Below are 25,409 nucleotides of genomic sequence, written 5' to 3'. Positions count from 1 at the left end.
CGATTTTCTATTATGATAAAATGTGTATTTCATTTAAAAAATGGGTGTCTGTTCCAATTGAAAATCAAAGCTTATCAACCATCGAAACTCAAAACCTTCGTTTATATCCTGTGTCTGTCCAACCCAAAGCGGAAAGTCCAATTTTATTTCTTCCAATCCAACAACCTGTCTTAACATACCAAAATTATTTATGGCAACTGAAAATCCTCCGGATTTTACAAACTTATCAAACTGAGGCATCTTACCCTGCCAGACTGTGCCCACATCAGCAAAAACGGAGTTATCAAATAAGTCCAGATCCGGCAAATTTATGTAATTAAAAATATTAGGGAACTTAAGATCAAGGCTTGCGGCTAAAACATTGTTATCCAATGATGAGTATTTTCTAAAAAGTGAAACGCCGCGTACCTTGGCAAAGTCATCAAGAAAAAGGTGGCCATTTCGTTTCCAGCTTACAGGCAAGCTCCCTTTTGAACGGTAAAAATCATTATCAAATTCCTTGACAGCATTTGCACCGGCAAGATTAAATTTTTCCTGTAAAGGCGTACTTTTAGATGCTGCTCCACCTTTAAGATTAATTTTCAAAATATAATCGGAATAGCGGCTGGCAATTATTTGGCGAATATCCAACCGGGCACTGCTGAAAGATTTTTCACTTCCCGCCAAAGCATTTTTTAAATCAATCCCAATATAAGTATTATCAGATGATCTATAATCCTGCAAATAATAATTGAGATTGAGGCCGATGGTATTAAAATGACCATTTTCCCACGAGCTATTCAAATAACGGCTATCAAACAAATTATAATGAGAAAGAGTCAGGAAATGAAATGAAGTGCGGGTCGGATTTAAACGTAGTTTAATATTTGCCCCTTGTCTGCCATCCAACAAATAGATATTACTTTGCAGAGTTGTATTTTTTAACCATCTCAAAGGATGTTCATATCTAAATGTAAAATCTAAATTACCTGTTTTAATTTTATACCAACTTTTAAAACCAATAAGGTGATCTCGATTCAGGTAACTGCCATAATTAGCAAAGCCAACTTTGAAATTATCTACATCATTATAAAAAACAGATGGCCAGGTTTCCCAAATATATTTATTCAGCGGTGGCGCGTAAGATTGCCGTTTTGCAAAAATAAACTCCATTTTGGGGATGAACCGGCTGCTATTATTTAACTTGTTTATATCTAATAATGTATTTTCCGGATCGATAACTGCTTCATCAACAGGCATTGTTACAGGGATTTGTACAACATAATTATTCTGGCTAAAATGCCAACTGTTAAGATATTTTCGCTCCTTAACCCGTGGTGTAAAATCGTCGATTGGAATATGATATAAAACGGAATCACTGTTTTCCAGTTTCAGCATTAAATCAATCGGCATATGGCCGCTTTTTAGTTTTTCAATTTCTATTTCAACAGCAAACCCGGCTTCATTCTTAATATTTTTAAACGAACTTAATTTATAGTCCAGTTGGCGCAGGCTGTAAAACCATTGATTAAAAAACCAATCAAGGTCAGCACCATACGCTTCTTCCATTACATGTTTAAAATCATCCGGATGCGGGTGTTTAAAGCGCCACTTTTGGAAATACTTTTTCATGCCGCGCCAAAAGCGTTCTTCGCCCATTGTATTTTCAAGCATTATCAAAATTGAACTGGCCTTGTCATATTGTGACGCGCCAACACCATGACGAAATATATCAGGCATTGTGCTTACAGCATCTTGCTCTCTTCCAGATTTTATCAACCGAAGTGAAGCAAGATGACTCCACTCCCTGACTTCCCGGGTAGGACCAAAATATTTGTAGATAAAATTGTAATTTCCCGGATTATAGTTGCCTTTTAAACCATATAAATCTTCCATTCCAAGGATTTCTGCAAATTGAGTAAACCCTTCATCCATCCATTCAAATTCAGTCTGGTTTGAACCAAACAATCCATAGAACCAATTATGGGCTATTTCATGTACAATCACTGCACGAAAAAAAGAAAGCTGATAATCCGGATGAACATATGTATTTATGAATACAATTCCTGGATATTCCATCCCGCCTGCACGGATGTATGTATCAGCAATGGTTATTTGGCTATAGGGATATCTGCCAAATTTTTCACTTAAAAATCGAATGCTCCCGTATCCTGGCAATACCTCTTTTTTCCATGCATCATAGTTTCTTTCCATCACCAGGTAATGGATATCAATTCCATCCCAGGATTTTGTAATATAGCGGTAATCCGGATCAGCTGACCATGCAAAATCATGAACATTATGGGCTTCATATTTCCAGGTTGTTTTTGAGGTACTGTCATCCATATTATGATTAAACCAATCTCGAACCTCTTTGGTTGTATCTTGCATGGCTTCTTGAGAATTGATTAACTTTCCGGTTGCCCCAAGTACAAATCCTTTTGGCACAGTTATATTTACTTTAAAGTCTCCCCACTCTTGATAAAATTCATTATCAATATGCTGATGAAGGTGCCAGCCATCCTTGTCATAGACCACCGGTGTTGGAAACCAATTTCCCACATCATAATGCAATCCCTGGTAGCCATACCGTCCGGAAGCAGATGGCAGCTTTGCAATAAAATCAAAGTTAAAAATAACCGAATCACCCGGCAGTAATTCGTTCTTTAAATCAAGCTGCATCAAAGTACGGTTAATATTATAGGAACTTGTTACACTATCATTTTCTTTAATTTCATTTATGTGGATAAATGCCGTTGTTCGCTCTCGTTGCCCGCCTTCATCTGTGAAAGCGCCTTGTTTATATTTATTAAAATAAAGGTGAAAATAGATAGATTTTAATGTATCCGGAGAATGATTAATGTACAGTAGTTGTTGTTGAGCATCTATTTGATTTTCAACGTCATTAAGATTGGCGTCAATAACATAATTTACATACTGCTGGAAATAATTTTCGCTGGCGGGTAAAGCTTGAATAAAAAATAATATTATTACTATTATCTGTTTCATTTCAGTTCCTGTTTTACATTTAAAGAATTATTTTAAGCAATTTTTAATCTTCAAAATCATCATGGTTATAAGCACCTAAACTATCAGCGCGGTTTATCAGTTTGGTACCAAATTTCAGCCTTATTTCATCCTCAAGCGCATCCAGCTCTTTTCCTTTTTTATCGGTATTTTCAAAAATGGTCAGCTGTTCAGATTCTTGTTTTTTAAACCCACTAACACCAACTCCTATTAGCCTGATTGCTTGTCCTTTAATATAATTCTTCTCAAACAAAGTTGTAATAGTTTTATAAATTTTTTCAGTTTCATTTGTAGTGTTAGAAATTGTTTTATTGCGGGTAATTGTTGAAAAATCAGAATAGCGCAATTTTAAATGAATTGTTTTTCCGGCCAGCTTTTGATTACGCAGCCTAAACCCCACTTTTTCACACAAGGCCGATAAACGTTTGCGAAGTTTAACACCATCTTGCAAGTCTTTAAAAAATGTATGCTCATTACTGACGGATTTCACTCCATGTCCGGTTTGTACTCTTCGGTTATCAATGCCGTGGGCAAGTTTATAAAAATGATCACCCATTTTGCCAAGTTTCTTCCTCAGGATATCTTCCGGGTAGGCAGCTAATTGTCCAATTGTGTCAATACCCATCTTATGCAATGCTTTTTGAGTCTGTTTTCCGGCACCCCACAAACGCGAAATTGGAAGCGGATGCAGAAACTCATCAATTTTACCAGGCTCAACAACAACCAAACCATCCGGCTTTTCAAGATCGGAAGCAATTTTTGCAAGATATTTTGTAGGGGCAACCCCAACAGAAGCAATTAAATCCAGCTTTTCCTTAATTCGGTTTTTTATTAATCGGGCAATTGTCCGGCCTTCTCCAAACAGGCGAATGGAACCTGTTACATCCATAAAAGCTTCATCTATGGATAAAGGTTCAATCTCGTCAGTAAATTCATATAAAATTTCAAAAACCTGTTTACTCACCTGGCTGTACAATTTGCCATGTGGCCAAACATAAATCCCATTTGGGCAAAGCTTGTAAGCTGTGCGGATTGGCATAGCAGAATGTACACCATATTCTCTTGCTTCGTAAGAACAGGTGGAAACGACACCACGGCCCTTACCGCCTTGGGGATCGGCACCAACTATAACGGGTTTTCCCCTGTAATCCGGATTGTCCCGTTGTTCTACAGCTGCAAAAAAAGCATCCATGTCCATGTGCAATATTACACGGGATTCGTTCATTTGTAACTCACACATTTTATTATAATTTTGAGCATTTAAAAAAAAAGGTGATTGAATATTGCCGGATTACTAACTGATATAAATCTAAACATTTTTTTGAATTTGTGATAATCATTTCTTATAACTGAAGATAACATTTTTTAAAATTATATAATGCCCAGAATAAATATAAAAACCCCAATATATTTTAAATGCAAGGATGATTGCTCTAATTGCTGCAAGATAAGCGGGGGCTTTGTTGTTATACGCGAGGTTGAAATAAAACCGATCGCCAAACATTTAAAAATTTCTGTAGATGAATTTTTAAAGCAGTTTACACGGAAAGAAGGAAAATATCTTTGCCTCATTGATCGTGATGGAGAAGACTGTATTTTTCTCAAAGATCAGAAATGTTCAATTTACCCTGTAAGACCTATTCAATGCCGCACATTCCCCTTTTGGCCGCAAAACCTAAAAACAGAAAAACGCTGGTTTATGATTGAAGATGAATGCCCTGGAATTGGCGAAGGAAAAGCTTTTTCCAAAGAAGAAATTGAAGCAATTTTCAAAGGTAAATCAGTTGATTCGCAAAAATAATTTTAAAATCTTATTTACCTTTCCGGTTTTTAATCATTAATCCTCATATTTAGTTTTTTAAATTTTGAGGTGTATATGGAAAATCATAAGAAATTTCAAGGGAAATACGATTGTGCTTTCAATCTATGCTCAAACCTATTATGTGCAAAATTGAAAAGTCGTGGCATTTCTTCTGAAACTGAAAACATCACTTTAATCCAATCTGTGCTTAATTCACCGGACATAGTAGAATATTTAGTAAATAATGATTTTGATGAATCCCATTTAAAACCTTTACTTCTTAATGCGATTGAAACAACCCGAAAACAATTGTTTCCCGATCTTGCAAAAAAACGATTTATTTCAGTTGACAAAATCTACTCAGAAATACCTTCTGTTTCATTTTCAGAGACAAACACTGTCTCTAGCAATGAAAGAAATCCGACACAATTAAGTACCAAATCGAAAGAATATCTAAATAAAATCTCCAGCTTATTTAAAAAAAAACATCAAATTTTACATTTATCTAAAGAATCCCTTGAGATAGTTGAAAGAAATATCGACACAGTGTCCAGATTTTTCCCACTTGGAAATATACCTGACATAAGTCTTATTAACGTAAACCAGCCTTTGTCTGGCGATGAAATCATAAATATTTATAAATCTGTTTTGTGTGGAATTGAACGAAAATATCCGGTTAATTTTTTGAAATATGAAGCTTTTAAAAGGTGCGCGATTCTTATTCAATTTTTAGTGCATGAAGTCCTCAATATAAAAAAAGACGATATTCTTGGCTCGGTAACGAAAGAAGTTATTCGCCAAAACAAATTACAGAATGTATTACGTTTGTTTAATTATTCAGCCAAAAGAGTTTGTATAAATGCCTTCCCTTCCCTGTTACCAGCTTGGAGGAAAAACAAAATTAACAGCGGACATTGGGGCTATAAACCGAACAGAGTTAAAGCTGTAAAATGGCTTGTAGAAAAAAAAATGAACATTCATCCTCAAACTGTTGGGAAATTTATTGTTTCAAAAAAAGATTTCATCGAAAATGGTTTTTCTTATCTTTTTACAAACCACTATAACTCAGTTTCCAAAGCCTTATTGGAAGCATATCCGTGGATTGAGCCATGGCAGACTACAATTACTAAAAAGGAATTCTGGACCGATGAAAATGCACACCGGGCAATAAAATGGATGGTAAAAAAACTCGGTTGGGAAATTGATGACCTGCCAATGCATTTTTACTTAGGTAATTTAAATCGTAAAACTTTTAGCCGTTTTGGATTGGCGGGTTTATTTGAGAAAAAGTATAGCTGTAATATTTATTATGTCCTCTCAGCAACATGGCCAGGACGTTTTAGGCCATGGGAGTTTGCAAACATCGATCCAAAATTTTGGAAGTCTCATAAGAATAGAATTGAATTTGCAAAATGGACTGTCGAAAAATTGAAAATCGATATTGATAAACCAACACGGTATATTGAATTTCAATTGTTTGAGCAAAAATTTCAAAAGTATAAATTTTATCCTGCAGTAAAAAAACAATTTGCAGATGACTTATCGCGAATTATTTCTCCACTAAAAACGTTCTACCGGGAAAAAGAAAAAGCAAGCCAATTATCCCGTAAATGGGACCTACTCATAAAAAATGAAAAAGAAAATACTCTATTAACAAATTTTTTGTTAAACGGGCTCTTTATGGGGATTGTGAAAAGTATTTCCACACACAGAATAGAAACATTCACACGGATGAAAAAAAGACATTTATAATTATATTGACCCAAATTAAATAAACTAAAATCTCAGTTCACCCAACTCATAATTCAAGAAAATCCGTAGCATACTAAAGATGAGTAATTTGCCGTTTTAAAATTTTTTTAAAAACCAATTGCTTTTCAAAATGAAGGATTATCTGAGACTCGTTCAATTCAGGTAATCTTTTATTTTCTGTATTTAATAAATCTATATTTTTTAACAACAAAGCAGTTTGCTTTTTTAGAAGGAATTTTTCTTCACCCCTTTTCGCATTTATAATTGACTTGGCAATTCCTTTAAAATATTCTTCAGCTTCCTTGTAAAACACTTCAAAATTTTTATGTGCCTCAGCTAAATTCAAATCAAGCATTTTTTGTTGGATTAAATTAAACCGATCTAAAAACTTATTACAAAGGTTTTGGTGTTCTTTTAAATCATTCATAAATCAAATCTTAAATTTAAATCCGGGTAGTCCATTGCAACCATTTCTAAAAGATTTTTCTTCTGTTCGTCCGGAAGTTCTTTTTCCAGAGTTGGAAATAAAAAAGCCTTTTCACGTGCATCATGATGGTCTAGTAAATCCTTAAGCCAGGCATATTCTTCAAACAATTTAACTAAGTTTAATTCAACCTTCTCAGGATGTAAAACAAATTGGCCTAAAAAACGCATTTGCTTATTCAAATCTTTTAAGATGAGTTTTTTCTCACGGATAAAATAAAGTGGCTTACCGCCTTTAGGAAATTCGTTTAAAGCTGATTCGTACAAGGGCAACAGTTTTTCTTCCATAATTTTCAGATGTATCGTTCTAATATCATAAAGCCGTTCAAATATCAACAATGCCTGCTCATAATCTTTTTTTAACAAAAATATCTGGTGATCAATAAACAACTTTTCACACAGTTCAAGATTTTTAGATAGGTCTCTAAACGAACTAAAATTCAATTTTCACTTATCCCGGTTTATTAAAAAACTCAAATACATTTTGAGCTGTTTTCTGTGGAAGTTTACCAATATTCACCAAATCTTCCAATGATGTCTCTTTAATTTTTTTTATGGAGCCAAATGTTTTCAGCAGCGCATTTCGCCTGTTTTCTCCAATTCCTTGAATGCCGTCCAGTTGCGATGTAAGTGTCCTTTTGCTGCGCCGTTTGCGGTGCGCCGTTACCGCAAATCTGTGGGCCTCATCTCTTAATTGTTGAATTAACCTTAAACTGGATGAAGTTTTTGGCAGCATTTGAGCTTCAGTAACTCCTGAAAAAAAAACCTCTTCCAAACGCTTTGCCAATCCAATTATGGGTTGATCTTTTTTATCAAGTTGTTTTAGAATAGCAAAAGCACTTGATAGCTGGCCTTTCCCACCATCAACTATAATTAAATCAGGGAAATCTAAGTTCTCTTTTTTCAGACGGCTATAACGGCGTTCAACAGCTTCACGCATCATGGCAAAATCATCCGGTGTACTTTTAATGCGAATGTTGAATTTTCTGTATTCAGATTTTTTTGGTTTTCCATCCACAAAACAAACCATCGAAGCTACAGGATCTGTTCCCTGGATATTTGAAATGTCAAAACATTCTATTCGTTTTGGCGGTTTATCAAGTCTTAAATCCCGCTGTAAAGCAGTGACAGAATGCGGAACATAATCCTTTGCTTTGAGACGCTGTAGTTTTAATTCTTGCAAAAGATAGCCTGCATTTTTTAGACACAAATCAATTAGTTTCTTCTTTTCACCAATTTGCGGGAATATAAAACTAACTTTCCTTTGGCTGCTTTCACTTAAAAAATCTTCAATTACTTTTAAACTTTCTATTTCATATTGCACCAAAATATCCTGCGGATAATCTTCAGTTGAAATGTAATAATCATTTATAAAGCGGTTAAGTAATTCCTTTTCATTAAACCATTCTGTCTGCTTTAAATATTTATGGACACGGCCAAGAATTTTTCCATCGCGAACTTTGACGAGGACAGCACAAGCGTCGTTATCTTCTTTTTTAACAACAATAACATCGCGGTCACGTGAATCACTTTGAACCATCTTCTGGTTATTTCGGTAACTTTCCAATAGTGCCAACTTATCGCGTGTTCTGGCTGCTTCTTCAAACTCAAGGTTTGCAGATTGCTGTTCCATCTCCAATTTTAGATCCCTGACCAACTCATCTGTCTTGCCTTTTAAAAAGCTGCGTACCTTGGTAATTACCCGGTTGTATTCTTTCTTTGAAAATTTTAACTGGCACGGCCCTTTACATTTATTGATATAAAAATCGAGACAAAGTTTAACACTTCCTCTTCTCAAAACATCTGGATTTAGATCGTATTTGCATGAACGCACAAAGAAAATACGCTGCAGTGTTTTTAAGGTATAACGCAGGTTTTTTACATCTGTGTATGGCCCAAAATAAGAAGAGCCATCGCGGATTATTTTACGGGTTACAAAAACCTGAGGAAAATCTTCATGGGTAATACGGATGAAGGGATAAGATTTGTCATCTTTTAAATTTACATTAAAACGCGGTTTACGATCTTTAATAAGATTATTTTCAAGGATCAGCGCTTCAATCTCAGAATCCACTACAAAAATTTCAACATCACTGATCTTATTTACAAGTGCCTGAAGCCGCGGTTCATGCGGCCTGGATTTTTGAAAATACGATCGTACTCTGTTTCGCAAGATAGTAGCTTTGCCAACATAAAGTACTTTACCGTCGTTATCTTTAAAAAGATAACATCCCGGTTTGGTGGGTAAATTTGCCAGTTTTTCAGTTAAGGTCATATCAGGTATTTTTAAATAAACGATCCATAAATTATTGAGGAAAATGATGGCTTACAAGAGGATTGATTAAATATAAAAACCCTCTGTCCGGAAAATTTAGAACAGAGGGTCGAAAATAGTTAAAAGAAAGATTGAAACTAAAATTTTAATTATGATGGAAAGGGTGTTTCGCTTTTACAGTAAAGCTGTATTCTGCACAGGATTCTTCAGGATTAATTCTAAAGCCCCTTCTTGTTTTTTTGATACAGACTTTACCAAAGTTTTTATATCCCATTCTCTCGCAAGATCGTAACGAGGCATAATTATTTGTTTCAACATATGAAATAATACCCTTAAAACCCTTCTCCGCAAAAGCTTTTAAAGACCGGGCCATTCCAATTGCATGAAGCCTTTGTCCGCGATAATCTAAAGAGGTATATCCTTTAAACATGTAAATCCAACTATCATCAAAATGGAGGGACAGCTCTTCATTTATCTCAGTTGGTTTCGCTGAATACCAACCATAGCTTGCTAAAACATCCCCATCTAATACGGCGTAGCAATAATCTCCTTTTTCAATTGCATGTTCCAGAAATTCAGGGGATATAAAATTGTTCTCGTCTTTTGAGTATTCTTTTAATTCTTCATTTGTAAGAAAACGATAGGTGTATTTTTCATTGCCTTCAAGATATTTTGGATCTAATGAGTCCATTGTAACTGTCATACCTTGCAGCTCTTTATAAAAATGGAGTTTGTTAATACAGCTGTATTTTATTGAATGATAAAGCGCAGGGTAACCAAATTTTTCTTTTGTCAGTTTTAAAGTTTTAAATTCCATTTTCAAACTCCGTGGGTTTAGTTTTCTTATCACAGAATTTATCGGTAATAAAATGAGTGATTTTAGGTTTAAAACAAATTTTGAAAAGGAAGGAAGCATATTTTATTATTTCTTTTCTTCTTCGCACAACTCAATAAGGATTCCATTGCTGCTTTTAGGATGAACAAACGCAATACGTTTTCCTTCTGCCCCATCCCGCGGACTTTCATCAATTAATCTGAAACCCTTGTTTTTCAAGTGATCCAGGGTTCTTTGCAGGTTATCCACACGGTAAGCAATATGATGTAAGCCACTGCCTTTTTTCTCAATAAATTTCGCGATTGGTGACTCGGCTGAAGTCGGTGATAAATATTCAATTGTAGATTCACCAACATGAAATCCCAACACATCGACCATTTGATCTTTTACATGCTCAGAAAATTCCGGTGAAAGGTCAAATCCTTCTAACAATGTTTCTTGAATTTCATTCAAATCTTTTACAGCAATTCCAATGTGGTCAATTTTTTTTAGCATTACCCCTCTCATAAAGTTCTCGTTTTTGTGGAAGAGAAAGATCACGATCCCAGTTGAAAAATTTTCCAAAAGAGGTCGATCTTCTTAAAAATTCTTCCCATGAAACTCTATTTATCAAGACTATTTTTTCTTTTTTTAAATTACTCATGGTACTCTTTTTAAAAACTAAACCACTTGATCAATAAGTAAACAAAACAATTAAAAATGTGATCGCTGTTGCAAGCAATGCATAATGGGAATTTCCAGGCCAATAATGTTTATCATATTCATTATCATCTTTTGCTAAACTTGGCTTGGATTTAACTAAAACAGCTAAGCCAAAAACACCTGTTAACAAACAAATAAAAAATCCACGAGAAAAGTAGTCGTTTTTTGAATATGCCACGAACCCACCAGATACAACAATAATACCATAAACTATTAAAACAATTTCCATTATGTCCCTTTTTAGAATTTTCTAAAATTATCTCATGCTGTAGTTTGGTGACTCTTTTGTAATTATCACATCATGTGGATGGCTTTCCTGCAAACCGGCCGGACTAATTTTTACAAATTGTGCTTTCTTACTTAGTTCAGAAATAGTCTTACATCCTGTATAGCCCATCGCCGATCGTAAGCCGCCAACCATCTGGAAAACCGAGCTGCTTAACGGTCCGCGATATGGCACACGTCCTTCAATGCCTTCAGGTACCAGTTTATCCACCGCTAAACCTTCCTGGAAATAACGGTCTTTACTGCCCTCTGCCATAGCGCCAATCGACCCCATTCCACGAACCGATTTGTAGCTTCGTCCATCAAGCAAAATTACTTCACCGGGGCTTTCATCGGTTCCGGCAAATAATCCACCAATCATCACGCTGCTGGCTCCGGCGGTCAATGCTTTGGCAATATCGCCGGAATACTTAATCCCACCATCTGCAATAATCGGGATATTATGTTCAGCTGCTGCTCGAACAGTTTCCATTATGGCCCAAATTTGCGGGACGCCAACACCGGTTACAACACGCGTTGTACAAATGGAACCAGGCCCAATACCAACTTTTATTGCATCAACACCAGCCGTGATTAAATCTTTAGCAGCTTGATAAGTTGCAATATTTCCCGCTATAACTTCTGTTTCCGGATATTGTTTTTTAAATTTTTTAACCGTATCCAAAACACCTTCGGAATGACCGTGGGCAGTGTCAATCACAATTACATCAACATGTGCTTCAATCAGCGCCGCGGCTCGTTTCATACCATCTTCACCTACACCGATGGCAGCGCCAACCCGCAAACGGCCATGCTCATCTTTACAGGCATGGGGAAACATTTTTTTCTTTTGAATATCCTTAACCGTGATCAAGCCTTTCAAAGCACCCGCATCATCCACAATCAGCAGTTTTTCAATTCTGTTTTTTTGCAAAATTATTTCTGCTTCTTCAAGGGAAGTACCGTATTTTGCAGTAACAAGATTATCTTTGGTCATTCGTGTGTGCAATGGCAAACTAAAATCGGTTTCAAAGCGAATATCGCGATTGGTCAAAATTCCAAGAAGTTTTTTGTCCTGCGTAATTGGGATTCCGGAAATATGATATTTGCGCATCAACTCAATCGCATCCAGCAAAGTGTTATCCGGGCCAAGGGTAACCGGTTTCTGAATCATCCCGCTCTCAGATCTTTTTACGCGGTCAACTTGCTCTGCCTGTTTTTCTATGGACATATTTTTATGGATAATTCCGATTCCACCTTCGCGCGCCATGGCAATTGCCAGGTTTTGTTCGGTAACCGTATCCATCGCCGCTGATACAATCGGAATATTCAAGCTGATGTTTTTGGTCAACCTGGTATTGGTTTGCACATCACGCGGCAAAACATTTGATCGTGCAGGAAGAAGCATTACATCATCAAAAGTTAACGCTTCGGGGATAATTTTGTCTTTCACTATTTACTTCCTTTTGCTTTGTAATTTAAAATTTTGGCTATTCGAGCCTGGTGCCGTTCTGCCCCGCCTTTAGTATTTAGGAAAGCAAGAACAATATCGTTTGCAGCGGTACTACCGATTATTTTGCTGCCCAAAGTGAGCAGATTTGCATAATTATGTTCTCGGGCGCTTTTAGCTTCGGTTACATTGTTGCATTTTGCCGCCAGTATTCCCGGCACACGATTGGCGGCCATGGCTGATCCAATCCCAACGGAGTCAATCATAATGCCAACATCCGCTTTGCCCTCAGAAACCATTTCCGCTGTTTTTATGGCGTAATCAGGATAATCACAGGCATTTGCATTGGCCGGTCCAAGATCAATGATCATAAAATCTTTATCCCGCAAAAAAGTTTTTAATTCTTCTTTCATGTAAAACCCACCATGATCTGAAGCAATGGCAATTTTGTGGAACGGCCACTTTTGTTGAACCTTTTGGGAGACTGTTGAAGCGGTATCGTTTTCATCCACAATGGTTACACTAAGTTCTTTGGCCATATCTTTTGCACTGGGCGTAAATACAGTATTCGAATCAACATGAATTGATTTACCGGTTTTTGCTGCTTCACGTACTTCTTCTTCACGGATTAGTTTTTTCAAAGGGTTACCTTCAACTATGGATTGTGATAATAAAATTTAGGCAATTTAACCAGATTGGATTTTCAGTTCAAGAAAGAATAATTCGCAAATGAACCAAAAAAAATATTACTATAAATATCCATTGAGTTTCCTTTTAAAAACTACTATATTTAAACCGTTAAAAACACCTTGACCTTATTGTTGACTTTTGACTTCATCTAAAATAGCTTTTTTATTTTCAGTTATTTTGCAGCCTTTACAAACTGTTTAAAATAAAAAATAAGAGGGTATAAAATGAAAATTAAAGAAATAGTAATTAGCCTACTAATTCTGATTTGTATGTTAATATTTGCCCAAATGTTTCGTTTTACAATTGTTGTATCTGATGGTGATGCATACAAACTAGACAGGTGGACTGGAGATGTATATTTTATTTATCATTACAAAGGTGAATATAAAGTACCTAAAGTGAACAAAATCCGTAGTCTATGATATGAATATTACAATGCATCGTGAAACTACTTAGTATCATACCATTAAAGAAAGTGAGTAAATGATGAATGAATTTCTTAAAAGTTTACCTATATTGTATTCTGGTATCTTTGGTTTATTGGGTGGGCTCATTGCAGCCTTTTTTGCTTACAAATCTAAAAAAACAGAGATGAAATATAACGCAGAAATTAAAGCCAGGGAATTATTATATAAAACATATGAACAAAAATTAAAAAAGCATAACGAAAGAATGGAAACATATAGTGGAATTATTGGCAAGATGCAGGGTGCGATTAATACAGAAGAAAGCGAAATAATATTTTTTAAGCAAATTACACCTGTAATTTTAAATCAAAAAAAACTATTGAAGAAATCAAGTTTAATTGAAATGAAGAATGAATTAAAAAAGTTGGAAATTTATCAAGAAAATATGGAGTACTATAACGATTATTCAAAAGATTTCATAAAAGTAATAAGTGATGACGGTTCTGAAAACACAAAAGAATTATTTTTCACCATAGAATCAATGCTAAATAACGAATCTGTTCTTGTTAATGCAATATTAGAAGAAAAAAGTGAAAAGCTCTTTTCAAAATATTTAAAAGATTAAATTTAAAATAAGTGGTGTCTGTTAATACGCCAAATAAAATAAACGATCAATTTTTTAACAAAAAAACAAAAAAAACATGAACAAACTGTTGTTTTGGTCCGTAGGTACGACTATATTTTGTAGTCATATAACTACAATTAATAAAATTAAAGGGAATTAAATGGCTGTGCCGGATGATATGGACACAGTCCAGAAGTTTCTTGATGAATACCGAGCCTGTTGCGGCAACGATCCTTTAATTAAACGTACTGGAAAAAATCGGGAATTCAGAGAGAACTATCCTTTATCATTAGAAGAGATTGTTGATATTCTTCGCAATCAATTAACAGTTGATCATTGCTATCAGGGGCCCGAAAAAGAAGATGATCAGAATAGAAACCTACCAGGCGCAGTTTGCAAATTTAAATACCCATGGGAAAGTATTTTAATTTTTATAAAACTAAAAGTTCCGGAAGATGTTAATCTTCGTAGAGAAAGAACTATTTGTTTGTCTTTCCATGAAGTAGGGATGTTTTAAAAGAAAGGGATGGCTTATGAGAGAATTAACTGGGTGTCCACTTTGTGGATCCGAGGATTTAACAAAGGAGATTGGAAAAAAGGAAATAATAAAGATAAGGAATGAGAAAATTGAAGTAATATCTAATAATTCAATTCAGTGTGACTCATGTAAAGAAAGTATTACCAGCTTTAAGAGTGAAGATGAGCTAATAAATGAAGCCCGTCAAATTTATAGAGAAAAGAAAAATATTCCTTCACCAACAGACATTATTAATTTTAAGAAGCAATATAATTTGGGCTTTCGTGATTTTGAGGAACTAACAGGGATTGCTAATAAGACATTGCAGAGATATATAAAAGGAGCAATACCTGACCCTTCTACGGTGAAACTATTAGTTCTATTAATGAACGATCCTGAAATTGTAGTATCTTTAATGAGCTCTAATCCATATTTTGATAAACAAAAATTTCAATCTATAATAAGAGAATGGGATTTTGGTGTTTATTCAGAAAAAAGAGAAAAATTTGAATCACAACAACCATTAAAAACTAAGCAAAGTCCCAGGAAGAAAAATCAATGGCAACAACATCCAAAGAAAAACTCTACGGATCATTTATTAGCAGCTTAGAAATTAGTTCGATCACTTTTCCTAAAATGCTTTGGGATCTAAAAAATGAGCCAGAGCAAGGAAAAGAATACACTATTAGCCCAGGTTTAAGAATTGATGGTCCCAGGAAAGAGGATAATTCTTCAGCAATTTTTGATGCTTTTTTTGAACTTTCGGGAATTGTGAATGGTGAGACTACTCCATTCTTAGTAATAGAAATCCACTTAAAGTTTGTTATTAAATATGATTCAGAATATGTTTCCAAAGAAATATTAGAACTATATAAATTCAGAAATGGAATTATGTCAATGGTTTCCATTTTAAGAGAACAAGTGAGAACAGCTACATTTCAATTAGGATTACCTCCATTGATATTGCCAACATTTAAGGTTTATCCTCCTGAAAAGAAAGTTACTAAGAGCTTAAAAAAAGTGAATAAACCCAAAAAAATACAAGAAACTAAAAACTAAAATTATTTATTTACTTCAAAGTATTTACCTCCGGCCGCCTATATTCAATAGGCGGTTATTATAAGGTTTTATACATACCTATTCTTCTGTTTCTCTAATAAAAAAGCAAGAGCCATTAATTTTAACATTTACACCCCCCATGCTTTCTTCTCTAAACACTTTTAGTTTTATCCCCTATCAAGTTTGAAATATTTTTTTTATAATAGGTGTTCCAAGTTTCGCCAACACCTAACTAAATCTCCGTTTAAAACAATTTCCACTTTTGGAGGATCTGATGAAGTTTATTTTTTCTCTTTTTGTTACTGTCTCAATTGTTTTTGCTCAAAACAACTATTTCCCAAATGGTACTTACCTGCAAGATATCCCGACACCTGAGAGCGTTCTTGGCTTCAATATCGGCGAACAACCAGCAAGATATCATGAAGCATTGGGCTATATTAAGGTTTTGGCTGAAAAATCGCCACGGGTACAATTTTTTGTGCAAGGTGAAACCCATGAAGGCAGAACTTTAAGTTACCTGGTAATCAGCTCAGAAGAGAATATCAAAAATCTGGATAAAATAAAATCCAATATTAATAAACTTTCTGATCCAAGATCACTATCAAATCCCAAACAAATCGTCGAGTCCTCTCCTGCTGTGGCCTGGATGATGTATTCCATTCATGGCAATGAAATTTCCGGAACCGATGCTTCACTTCAATTGGCCTATCAACTTGCAGCGGGCACAGATGAAAAGACAATGAACATTTTAAACAACCTTATTGTTGGAATCGATCCCATGGAAAACCCTGATGGGCGAGAAAGGTATTTACACCAGGTTCAGCAAATGAGCGGTAAAGTCATTAATTCTGATGGACAGAAAATCCAAAACTCCGGCCTGTGGCCAAGCGGTCGTGTAAATCATTACCTGTTCGATCTTAACCGCGATTGGTTTATTCTTTCGCAACCGGAAAGCCAGGCACGTGTAAAAACACAGCTTGAATGGCATCCCCAATTAGTTGTAGACGCGCATGAAATGGGCTCTCAATCCACTTTTTTGTTTAACCCGCCACGTGAACCGATTAATAATAATATTCCCGAATCTGTAAGAAAATGGTGGGATATATTTGCTGATGACCAACGGAATGCTTTCGATGAAAACAATTTTAGCTATTACTCCGGTGAGTGGTATGATGATCTTTATGTCGGCTATGGAAGCGCGGCTCCAAATTATCAAGGTGCAATTGCTATTTTATATGAGCAAGCCCACACTGACGGAACTGTAATCAAGAGACACGATGGTACAAACCTTACATATCACAAGGCCGTAAAACAGCAATTTACAAGCTCAGTTTCAAATCTGGCGACAGCAGCCAATAATAAAAATGATCTTTTGAATCATTATTTTTCTTTTAGGAAAAAAGCATCAAATTTAAATGGCGCTTATTATATAAAACCAAGCGAAAACGTAGGCCGTGTTTCAAAACTGATTGAAAAACTTCAGCTGCAAGGAATTGAAGTCAGTGTTTCAAAAACGAGTTTCTCCAGCGAAGTAAAAGATTATAGTGGAAAGACCAAAAGCCAGAAATTTCCAAAAGGTACAATCGTAATTCCTTTAAACCAGCCACTCGGGACATACATTCATAGTATCTTTGAGTTTGATCCAAGAATAAAAAAAGAAGTTTTGGCCAAAGAGCAGGAAAAGATTGAAAAACAAGGTTACGGAATAATGTATGATGTGACAGGCTGGTCTATGCTAATGGCTTACGGTGTTGATGCATATTTTTCTAACACATCAGAAAGCATTAAAACTGAGCCTTATCAAGGCAAAAAAAATACCGGCAAGCTTACATCTACCAATAATGCTGTGGCCTACATTTGCGAATTTAGCGATGATAACAGTATCAAAGCCTTGCAGATGATGTTTGATGCCAAACTAAAAGTCAGGTCAGCAATAGAACCTTTTTCAATTGAGGGCAAAAATTATGACCGTGGTACTCTTCTTTTGAGAGTGAACGAAAACCCTTCTGATATAAAAACTCAACTGGAAAACATAGTAACAGCGACCGGGCTAAACATTATAGGACTATCGACATCTCATTCTCAAAAAGGAAACGATCTTGGTGGCGGTTATTTTGCTTTGCTGGAAGAACCAAAAATTGCGCTCCTTACAGGTACAAAGATAAATATTTACAGCAAGGGTACAATCTGGAATCTGCTGGACAATGAATACGGCCAGCGAATAACTATCTTAAATTATGAATGGCTTGGTTCAACCGATTTACGAAAATACAATGTACTTTTATTGCCTTCATCCTGGTGGGGCTATTCAGATATTTTGCCAAAACATGTTTTAACAAAATTGAAAACATGGGTTAAAGGCGGTGGAACCTTAATATCAATCGGGAGTGCATCGGCGTTTTTAGCTGATTCAAGCTCAGGATTTAGCCAGGCCAAATTGAAAAGACAAAGCCTTAAAAAATTGTCAGAATATGCAGAAGCTTTGGAAGATGAATCACTTTGGCAAACTAAAATTGACGAGAAAGCCATTTGGGATGGAATTATTCCAAAGAAAAAAGATGCCAAGAAAGAAGAAAAAGCAGACTTTAAGACTATAAAAAAACAGGATAAACGCGCCCGACTTTATTATCCCAAAGGTGCAATCCTTAAAGTAAACCTGAATGAGGAACATTGGTTGAACTTTGGTTTAGGCAGTTCAGTTTCTGCCCTCGTACAAAGCCGTAATGCATTTCTTTCGAAAAAGCCTGTAAAAACCGCGGGTAGATTTTCCGATGCTGCAGACCTTCGTCAATCGGGATTATTATGGCCACAAGCTAGAGAACGCTGGGCAAATACAGCTTACCTTACACAAGAATCGATGGGCAATGGCCAGATAATTATGTTCGCCAATGAGCCTATCTACCGATCTTATTTTTATGGAACGGCGCGTCTTTTATTAAACGCGATTTATTTAGGCCCGGGAATGGGAGCAGATGCAGTGAATGAGTGGTAAGGCTTTATTCAGTTTTAAAAATTTACATGTTAATTTTTCGGTAGCGTTGCAATTGTAGTAAGTATTATTTTTCATCGATTATAAAATCAATCGAAGTAATACTGAATCAAAGGAATAGTTAAGATGAATGTGAGTCTTAGTTTTCAGGAAAAATATGATGCTATTGGCAATAAGGAATCTCTCTACGAGGGTTTGTTTATTACGGCAGTTAAAACAACAGGTATATTCTGTCGCCCATCTTGTAGGGCAAAAAAGCCAAAAGCTGAAAATGTAGTTTTTTATGACACATCTCAACAAGCCATTCAAAACGGATACAGGCCATGTAAAATTTGTAAGCCAATGGCTTTGGAAGGAGAATCACCGGATTTTATAAAAGAAATTATGTCTGAGCTACAAGAAAATCCCAACTTAAAGATCAAAGATTCAGATTTGCAAAAAAGAGGGATTTCGCCAAGCAGATTACGAAGATGGTTTAAAGAACATCATAATATGACCTTCCAATCTTACCAGCGCATGCTTAGGCTTAGTAAAGCATTCAATCAAATAAAAAACGGAGAGTCTGTTACAGAAACGGCATTTGAGTCAGGCTATCAATCGTTAAGCGGATTCAATGAAGAGTTTAAAAATATATTTGAAAAATCACCCAGTAACTCGAAAGATAAAAAGGTAATAAATATTGTCCGCTTTAGCACAAAACTGGGAATGATGTTTGCCTGTGCAACTGAAGACAAATTGTATCTGCTGGAGTTCTCTGACCGAAAAATGTTAGAACAAGAATTTCAGGATTTAAGCAAAACAATGGATGCTGTTATTTTACCCGGATCAAATAAAATTTTAGATCAGGTTCAAACTGAGCTGGAAGAATATTTTGATGGAAATAGAAAAGAGTTTACAGTCCCCCTTTGTACTCCGGGTACGCCTTTTCAACAAACTGTCTGGGAAGTTCTTCAGGAAATACCGTATGGTGAAACATGGTCCTATCAAAATCAGTCCAATAAACTTAATAAGCCGAAAGCTGTACGTGCAGTAGCTGCGGCCAATGGACAAAACAGGATTGCGATAATCATTCCCTGTCATCGTGTAATTGGATCAAATGGGCAACTAACAGGATATGCAGCTGGTTTAGCAAAGAAAAAATGGCTGCTTGAACATGAAAAACAACACTCTGGTAAACCAATTCAAAAAGAGCTGTTATTGTAATAAAACCAATTTGGGTTAATGTAAATTATCCGTTTTCTTTTCTACCACTTCAACAATTGATTTGTTGTTGATCAAGGTGTAAGCTTCTTCAATATCCGTATTCATCAACCTGTCTTCTTCCCAATAGTCTATTTTGGATCTAACTTTATCAAGCACAGCTTTAGTAACTTTGGATGGAGAGACAGGTTTTCTCAAATCCAATGCCTGACAACCACAAATCAGTTCAACAGCCAAAACATATACAGCATTTTTTATAACCTCCAAAGCCTTTCGCGCCGCATGTGTGCCCATACTAACATGATCTTCTTTATTAGCCGATGTAGGAATTGAATCAACACTGGCGGGGTGCGCCAAAACTTTATTTTCTGATACAAGTGCGGCTGCCGTCACATGTGCAATCATAAATCCGGAATTTAATCCACCTTCGGTGGTAAGAAATCCAGCCAACTCGCTTAAAGAAGAGTCCATCATATGCTCAATACGCCGCTCAGAAATATTGGCCAATTCCGCTGCAATTATAGCCAGATAATCTGCAGCTAATGCAACAGGTTCACCATGAAAATTCCCACCGGAAAGAACATCCCCATTATCAGGGAAAACCAAAGGATTATCAGTCACACCATTTATCTCCCTTTCAAAAACAGATTGCACATGCTTCAGACCATCCCTAACAGAACCATGAACCTGTGGAATGCAACGCAGGCAATACGCATCCTGAACGCGATGATCAGAATGTTTGTGCGAGGCGACAATCGGGCTTCCTTGTAAGATATTTCTAAAATTTTCTGCAACCTGCACTTGTCCGGGGTGCCGTCTAATCTTGTGGATTCGTTCGTCAAATGCTGTTAGTGTACCATGCAGGCACTCAAGGCTGATAGCACCAATTATATCCGCGGATTTGACGAGATTTTTCATAGAGATTAATGCCAAAACCCCATTTGCCTGAATTGCTTGCGTACCGTTTAAAATAGCCAGGCCTTCTTTTTCCATGAGGTGCAGTGGTTTTAATCCTGCCATTTTTAGCGCCTCTTTAGAGGTCATTTTTACTAAAACATCTTTTTCTTTTACAAACGAATGCCCTTCTCCAATCATGGTTAAAGCCATATGCGCCAAAGGTGCTAAATCACCGCTAGCTCCAACCGAACCTTTTGCCGGGATTATTGGAATTATGTCATTGTTCAGCATATTTACAAGCTGTTCAACAACTTCAATCCGTACACCGCTATATCCCTGGGAAAGGTTTTTTATTTTCAAAACCATCATCAAACGAACAATATCTTCCTCAAATGGGTCTCCAATTCCTGCAGCGTGGCTAAGGACAAGTTTGCGCTGAAGCTCTTTTGTTTTATCGGGTTCAATGCGCACATCCGCAAACTTTCCAAATCCTGTATTTACACCGTAAACCACTTCTCCGGATTTTACAATATTCTGGATTACTGAGTGCCCTTTTCTGATTTTACCTTTGACGGACTCTGAAATTGCTACTTTGGGTTTATCTTTTAAGAAATCAGCTAATTGTTCTAAGCTTAAATCTTGTTCATCGATGATAAAAGTTTTTATTGACATTCACTTCCTTTCGGTATTAAAACTATTCTTTCTCTTTAAACCAAATGTTCATTTCATTTATCATTTCATCTTTATCGAAATAAATATTGGATTTTACAGGTAGACTGTTTAAAAATTGTTGACCGTATTTCATGCGGCTCAGGCGGTTATCACAACAAATCACCGCGCCATAATCACTTTTACTGCGAATTAGCCGTCCAAACCCCTGGCGAAATTTAATTATTGCTTCAGGAACAGAATAATCAAAAAACGGATTACCGCCCTTTTCTTTTATTTCCTCCATGCGCGCAGCGATCAGTGGTTCGGTCGGCACATCAAAAGGAAGCTTTGGAATAATAAGAATTTGCAGTGCATCACCGGGCACATCAACACCTTCCCAAAAACTATCCGTGCCCAACAAAATTGAATCTTTATTTTCTTTAAATTGGTTGATAATATTTGTCCGACTGCCACTTTTACCTTGCGCTAAAAGCAAAATCCGCTCAGCATCCATATGAGGTTTCAAAATATTATAAACATAATTCAGCATTGAATAGCTGGTAAAAAGCACCATCGTACCTTTTTTTTCAGATTGGTGAATATCCTGGATCAGGTTAATGAGTTGCTCAGTAAAATCCTCGTTGCGCGGATCAGGCATAAAATCTGTCACACCCAGAAAAATCTGGTTCTCAAAATCAAAAGGCGATCCATGCATATTTGAGACAACTTCCGTTTCTTCCAGCAAATCCAATCCGATACGTTTATTAAAATAATTGAAGCGATTATTAACCGATAAGGTTGCCGATGTAAAAACTGCCGATCGCAGCTTATCAAACAAATTATTTTTTAGCAATTTCGCAATTTCAAGCGGAACAGCATTCATCAGCACATCAATATTGCGATCGCTAAACGGTACTTCGAGCCAGTAGACATATTTTTTTTCTTCTGCTTTTATACAGAAATTAAATGATTCATTCAACATAACAATGTCTTGTTCCAGCGCAAGAAGTTCCCTGTGAATCTGATCCTGGAATTCAAATCGATCTTTTGGGATATCGTAAAACAGCTCATTTATTTCATTCAATTGGCGTGCAAGGGTTGTTAAATTTTTTCTAATCTCAAGGATGTTTTCTTCATTCTCCCTAAAAAACTTAAAACTTTTGTGATAACGTATTTTTTGTGAATCCGTATTTTTCCCGGCATTTTTACTCATCTGCTGTTTCATAAAGGCATTAAAATCATTATAAAATTGCTGTACATTCAATTTTAAAATAGAGCTGTTTTTCTTGATTTTGCTTGTATGCCTGAAAAGTTCGCTCGTCTCTTTTTGGTTTAAACGGCTACCTTTCGCCATGCGAAATTCAAGCTGAAGGATTGTGCCGGTTTTGCGCGGATCTTCTTCATACAAGCGATGATAAATATTGCGGAAGGTCCAGTAACTGACACGAACACCTAAATGGCTGGCAGCAGTTTTTTCTATATTATGCGCTTCGTCCACAACCAGGTTACTAAACTCTCCCAAAATAGAATTATCCGAAGCCAAGTCAGAAAAAAGCAGCGCATGGTTAACTACGATTAAATCGGCCTTGCGGGCATGATCGCGAGCCTTCATCAGGTGGCAATCATTAAAAAATTTACAGGCTTTTCCAGGACAATAGGAAGGTTCAGCAATAAACTTTTGCCATAATCCACGGTTTGTTTCCAATTGAAATGCTGCATTCTCGGATATGTCACCTGTTCTTGTTTGACGCGCCCATAAAACCAGTGGTAATATCCTTGCCCGTTCATCTTGCGAAAGACGCTGGTTCATATCTGTCATTATGGTTTTCCATTTATCAATACAAAGATAATTGGAGCGGCCTTTTAACAAGACAGCTTTAAAATCCCCTTTTCGTGCCTGGAAAAGTGTGGGTAAATCTTTAAAAAACAACTGTTCCTGTAAATTTTTTGTATTGGTAGAAACAACAACCCGTTCATTTGCTGCACGATTATTTATTGCCCAGCTAATTGCCGGCGCCAGGTAAGCCATGGATTTACCCGTTCCGGTTCCAGCCTCAGAAACCACAAAACTATTATTATTAATTGAAGCGGTAATATCTTCTGCCATGGTTAATTGTTCACGACGAAGCTCATAGTTCTCAATTATCGCGGATAAACTGCCTTCTTGCTCAAACAAAGCCTTTATTGATTCGTTTTCGACTTCATGGAAATCATCTTCTTCCTGGCTTTCAAAATGGTATTCTTTCTCACCAATTATGTTATAAAAGTTCTGGGCGTTCTTAATATCATCAATTATCGAAAGAGCCGGTACAGAAATATTGTTTTCAGTTTTAAACTTCAATAATGGTACAAAAAAGGATTTTGCCCGTTTTGAATTTGCAAACAGCAGTTGGATAATTTCAGAAATAATGATATTGTCTAGTGCCAAAGCTCTGTCGAGTAGTTCAAGAAAAATATGACCGGTTGCACGAGCATCTTCTATTGCCCTATGTGCATTTTCAATGTCATGGCCAAAAAATTGGGCCACCACACCAAGTTTCATTTTTGGTAAAAATGGTAACAAAATCCGTGAAAGAAAAAGCGTATCAAATCGAACCCTGCCAAAATATTTAAAGCGCTGAGCTTTGTTTTCCCAGTTTTCAAAATCATCATTCTGCTCTCGGTAAACATACTCAATAAAAGAGGCGTCAAAATTTACCTGATGGCCAATAAAAGGAACATCATGCATTAGTGCATCCAGTTTTGGAAAAACCTCATCAATAGCTGGTGCGTCTTTAACATCTTCATCTTTTATACCAGTCAACCGGGTTATAAAATCGGGAATTGGTATTCCCGGATTAACCAAAGTTTCAAATGTTTCTGTTTCCACGCCATCAACAAATTTTATAGCACCTATTTCAATAATTTTGTCTTCATCCGGATTTAATCCTGTTGTTTCCAAATCCACAACAACAAATGTAGAAAGCCCAAGATGTTTCAATAATTCTGATCTTAATTCCATTAATACCTTTTTCTATTTATGCTAATTATAATTTTCATAAAATTATTTTCGTTCAAGAAGACCACTAAACAATAAGGTAAAGGCCAGTACTAAAAAGATAATTCCTAATCCATATTGTAAATATGAACTCCATTTTGGTAAAATTTTTAATACTGATTGTTCTGGATTTTGTGGATTATAAAATACATGGATACTATCCCCTTTCTCGTATTTACTGACGACTGCTCTCGATGATTGGTCCCTGTAATTTTTTCCTCCAAATGAAGGTGTCGCCAAATCTGAATATCCGGTATAGGTAACTCCATCTACATGATAATTATATGCCAACTCAGGTCTTTTTGCTCTTTCGCCCACAACCTTGCCATCCAGAATAACACCATTAATTGTGGACCATTTAGTCATTTCATTATATCTTTTAAAATCCTCTGTTGAGTTGTGAATCATATATAATCCTGCTGTAAACAAGAAAAAATTTAATATGATTGCTGCCAGGTTTAGCCTAATAAAAATTCTTTTTTTAATGACAAATATACTGAGAAGTATGGTACCAATTATAATTAATGAAAAAGCAATGGCAAGCAACATAAAAACCTTTAGCGTTAAATATTTAAAACTTTTAATTTATTCTTTTTACCCATGTATCAGGGAATCAATTCGGCAAACTTAATAAAAAATATTCTTGTAATTTAATACTATTCTACAAAAAAATAAAAAAGAATAAATTATTTTAAGTAACTTTGGCACTAACTTTTTAATTGTGCTTATAAAAAGAGATAAGGCTGAATTGTTTTAACTTCTTAAGTGA

22 protein-coding genes are annotated in these 25,409 nt (G+C 35.9%); 8 read left to right on the top strand and 14 right to left on the bottom strand.

All coding sequences use genetic code 11. From position 1 onward, the window contains the following. Positions 1-33 precede the first annotated feature (33 nt). Positions 34-2,988 carry a hypothetical protein gene (locus HND50_01725; GenBank protein NOG43921.1) on the bottom strand — a complete coding sequence of 985 codons (2,955 nt, stop codon included), beginning with the start codon at positions 2,986-2,988 and terminating at the stop codon, positions 34-36. A gap of 43 nt (positions 2,989-3,031) precedes the next feature. Beyond that, the gene (gene dinB / locus HND50_01720) at positions 3,032-4,231 is read right to left on the bottom strand and encodes a DNA polymerase IV (protein NOG43920.1); all 1,200 of its coding nucleotides are present in this window, start codon (positions 4,229-4,231) and stop codon (positions 3,032-3,034) included. Between the two features lie 153 nt (positions 4,232-4,384). Here dinB and HND50_01715 point away from each other — a divergent pair, with 153 nt between their 5' ends. Both HND50_01715 and HND50_01710 read left to right on the top strand, forming a co-directional pair. Then, positions 4,385-4,807 carry a YkgJ family cysteine cluster protein gene (locus HND50_01715; GenBank protein ID NOG43919.1) on the top strand — a complete coding sequence of 141 codons (423 nt, stop codon included), beginning with the start codon at positions 4,385-4,387 and terminating at the stop codon, positions 4,805-4,807. 75 nt (positions 4,808-4,882) lie between these two features. Next, a complete protein-coding gene (locus HND50_01710) occupies positions 4,883-6,559 on the top strand; it encodes a DUF4046 domain-containing protein (GenBank protein NOG43918.1) in 1,677 nt (558 codons plus the stop codon). A 73-nt stretch (positions 6,560-6,632) separates the two neighbouring features. Here HND50_01710 and HND50_01705 read toward each other — a convergent pair whose 3' ends face one another. From HND50_01705 to HND50_01665, 9 genes are all read right to left on the bottom strand, one after another. Further along, positions 6,633-6,986: a hypothetical protein gene (locus tag HND50_01705; GenBank protein ID NOG43917.1), complete on the bottom strand. Its 354-nt coding sequence runs from the start codon at positions 6,984-6,986 to the stop codon at positions 6,633-6,635. Further along, a complete protein-coding gene (locus HND50_01700) occupies positions 6,983-7,408 on the bottom strand; it encodes a hypothetical protein (protein NOG43916.1) in 426 nt (141 codons plus the stop codon). Before HND50_01700 ends, HND50_01705 begins: the two co-directional genes overlap by 4 nt. An 85-nt stretch (positions 7,409-7,493) precedes the next feature. Then, entirely contained in the window at positions 7,494-9,317 is a 1,824-nt protein-coding gene (locus HND50_01695; GenBank protein NOG43915.1) for an excinuclease ABC subunit C, read from the bottom strand. Positions 9,318-9,462: 145 nt separating this feature from the next. Continuing rightward, positions 9,463-10,134 carry a GNAT family acetyltransferase gene (locus HND50_01690; protein NOG43914.1) on the bottom strand — a complete coding sequence of 224 codons (672 nt, stop codon included), beginning with the start codon at positions 10,132-10,134 and terminating at the stop codon, positions 9,463-9,465. A gap of 105 nt (positions 10,135-10,239) precedes the next feature. After that, positions 10,240-10,647 carry a methylmalonyl-CoA epimerase gene (mce, locus tag HND50_01685; protein NOG43913.1) on the bottom strand — a complete coding sequence of 136 codons (408 nt, stop codon included), beginning with the start codon at positions 10,645-10,647 and terminating at the stop codon, positions 10,240-10,242. After that, positions 10,631-10,795 carry a hypothetical protein gene (locus HND50_01680; protein NOG43912.1) on the bottom strand — a complete coding sequence of 55 codons (165 nt, stop codon included), beginning with the start codon at positions 10,793-10,795 and terminating at the stop codon, positions 10,631-10,633. Before HND50_01680 ends, mce begins: the two co-directional genes overlap by 17 nt. A gap of 30 nt (positions 10,796-10,825) precedes the next feature. After that, positions 10,826-11,083, bottom strand: coding sequence for a hypothetical protein (locus tag HND50_01675; GenBank protein NOG43911.1), 258 nt, complete (start codon positions 11,081-11,083; stop codon positions 10,826-10,828). A 27-nt stretch (positions 11,084-11,110) separates the two neighbouring features. Continuing rightward, the gene (gene guaB, locus HND50_01670) at positions 11,111-12,571 is read right to left on the bottom strand and encodes an IMP dehydrogenase (protein ID NOG43910.1); all 1,461 of its coding nucleotides are present in this window, start codon (positions 12,569-12,571) and stop codon (positions 11,111-11,113) included. Next, a complete protein-coding gene (locus tag HND50_01665; protein NOG43909.1) occupies positions 12,571-13,209 on the bottom strand; it encodes an RpiB/LacA/LacB family sugar-phosphate isomerase in 639 nt (212 codons plus the stop codon). The genes guaB and HND50_01665 overlap by 1 nt, the downstream gene beginning before the upstream one ends. Before the next feature lie 532 nt (positions 13,210-13,741). On the opposite strand from HND50_01665, the gene HND50_01660 reads away from it, so the two are divergent. From HND50_01660 to HND50_01635, 6 genes are all read left to right on the top strand, one after another. After that, positions 13,742-14,290 (top strand): hypothetical protein, encoded by a 549-nt coding sequence (locus tag HND50_01660; protein NOG43908.1) that lies wholly within the window; start codon positions 13,742-13,744, stop codon positions 14,288-14,290. Positions 14,291-14,450: 160 nt separating this feature from the next. Beyond that, on the top strand, positions 14,451-14,807 hold the full coding sequence (locus tag HND50_01655) for a hypothetical protein (protein NOG43907.1): 357 nt from the start codon (positions 14,451-14,453) through the stop codon (positions 14,805-14,807). 16 nt (positions 14,808-14,823) lie between these two features. Continuing rightward, positions 14,824-15,417 (top strand): type II toxin-antitoxin system MqsA family antitoxin, encoded by a 594-nt coding sequence (locus tag HND50_01650; GenBank protein NOG43906.1) that lies wholly within the window; start codon positions 14,824-14,826, stop codon positions 15,415-15,417. Further along, positions 15,366-15,866, top strand: coding sequence for a hypothetical protein (locus tag HND50_01645; GenBank protein ID NOG43905.1), 501 nt, complete (start codon positions 15,366-15,368; stop codon positions 15,864-15,866). The genes HND50_01650 and HND50_01645 overlap by 52 nt, the downstream gene beginning before the upstream one ends. Before the next feature lie 274 nt (positions 15,867-16,140). After that, positions 16,141-18,858: a hypothetical protein gene (locus HND50_01640; protein NOG43904.1), complete on the top strand. Its 2,718-nt coding sequence runs from the start codon at positions 16,141-16,143 to the stop codon at positions 18,856-18,858. A 123-nt stretch (positions 18,859-18,981) separates the two neighbouring features. Then, positions 18,982-20,058 carry a methylated-DNA--[protein]-cysteine S-methyltransferase gene (locus HND50_01635; protein NOG43903.1) on the top strand — a complete coding sequence of 359 codons (1,077 nt, stop codon included), beginning with the start codon at positions 18,982-18,984 and terminating at the stop codon, positions 20,056-20,058. A gap of 15 nt (positions 20,059-20,073) precedes the next feature. Here the strand turns inward: HND50_01635 and hutH are convergent, their stop codons facing one another. Genes hutH through HND50_01620 form a run of 3 tightly spaced genes read right to left on the bottom strand, consistent with a single transcriptional unit; the run spans position 20,074 to position 25,048 of the window. Next, the gene (gene hutH, locus HND50_01630) at positions 20,074-21,618 is read right to left on the bottom strand and encodes a histidine ammonia-lyase (GenBank protein NOG43902.1); all 1,545 of its coding nucleotides are present in this window, start codon (positions 21,616-21,618) and stop codon (positions 20,074-20,076) included. Between the two features lie 28 nt (positions 21,619-21,646). Next, a complete protein-coding gene (locus HND50_01625) occupies positions 21,647-24,604 on the bottom strand; it encodes a DEAD/DEAH box helicase family protein (GenBank protein ID NOG43901.1) in 2,958 nt (985 codons plus the stop codon). Positions 24,605-24,646: 42 nt separating this feature from the next. Continuing rightward, positions 24,647-25,048 carry a DUF3592 domain-containing protein gene (locus HND50_01620; protein ID NOG43900.1) on the bottom strand — a complete coding sequence of 134 codons (402 nt, stop codon included), beginning with the start codon at positions 25,046-25,048 and terminating at the stop codon, positions 24,647-24,649. Positions 25,049-25,409: the final 361 nt, after the last annotated feature.

It is taken from the genome of Calditrichota bacterium, from assembly GCA_013112635.1.
In the GTDB taxonomy this organism is placed as follows: Bacteria; Calditrichota; Calditrichia; order Calditrichales; family J004; genus JABFGF01.
This window is presented reverse-complemented; position numbering and strand designations above follow the sequence as displayed.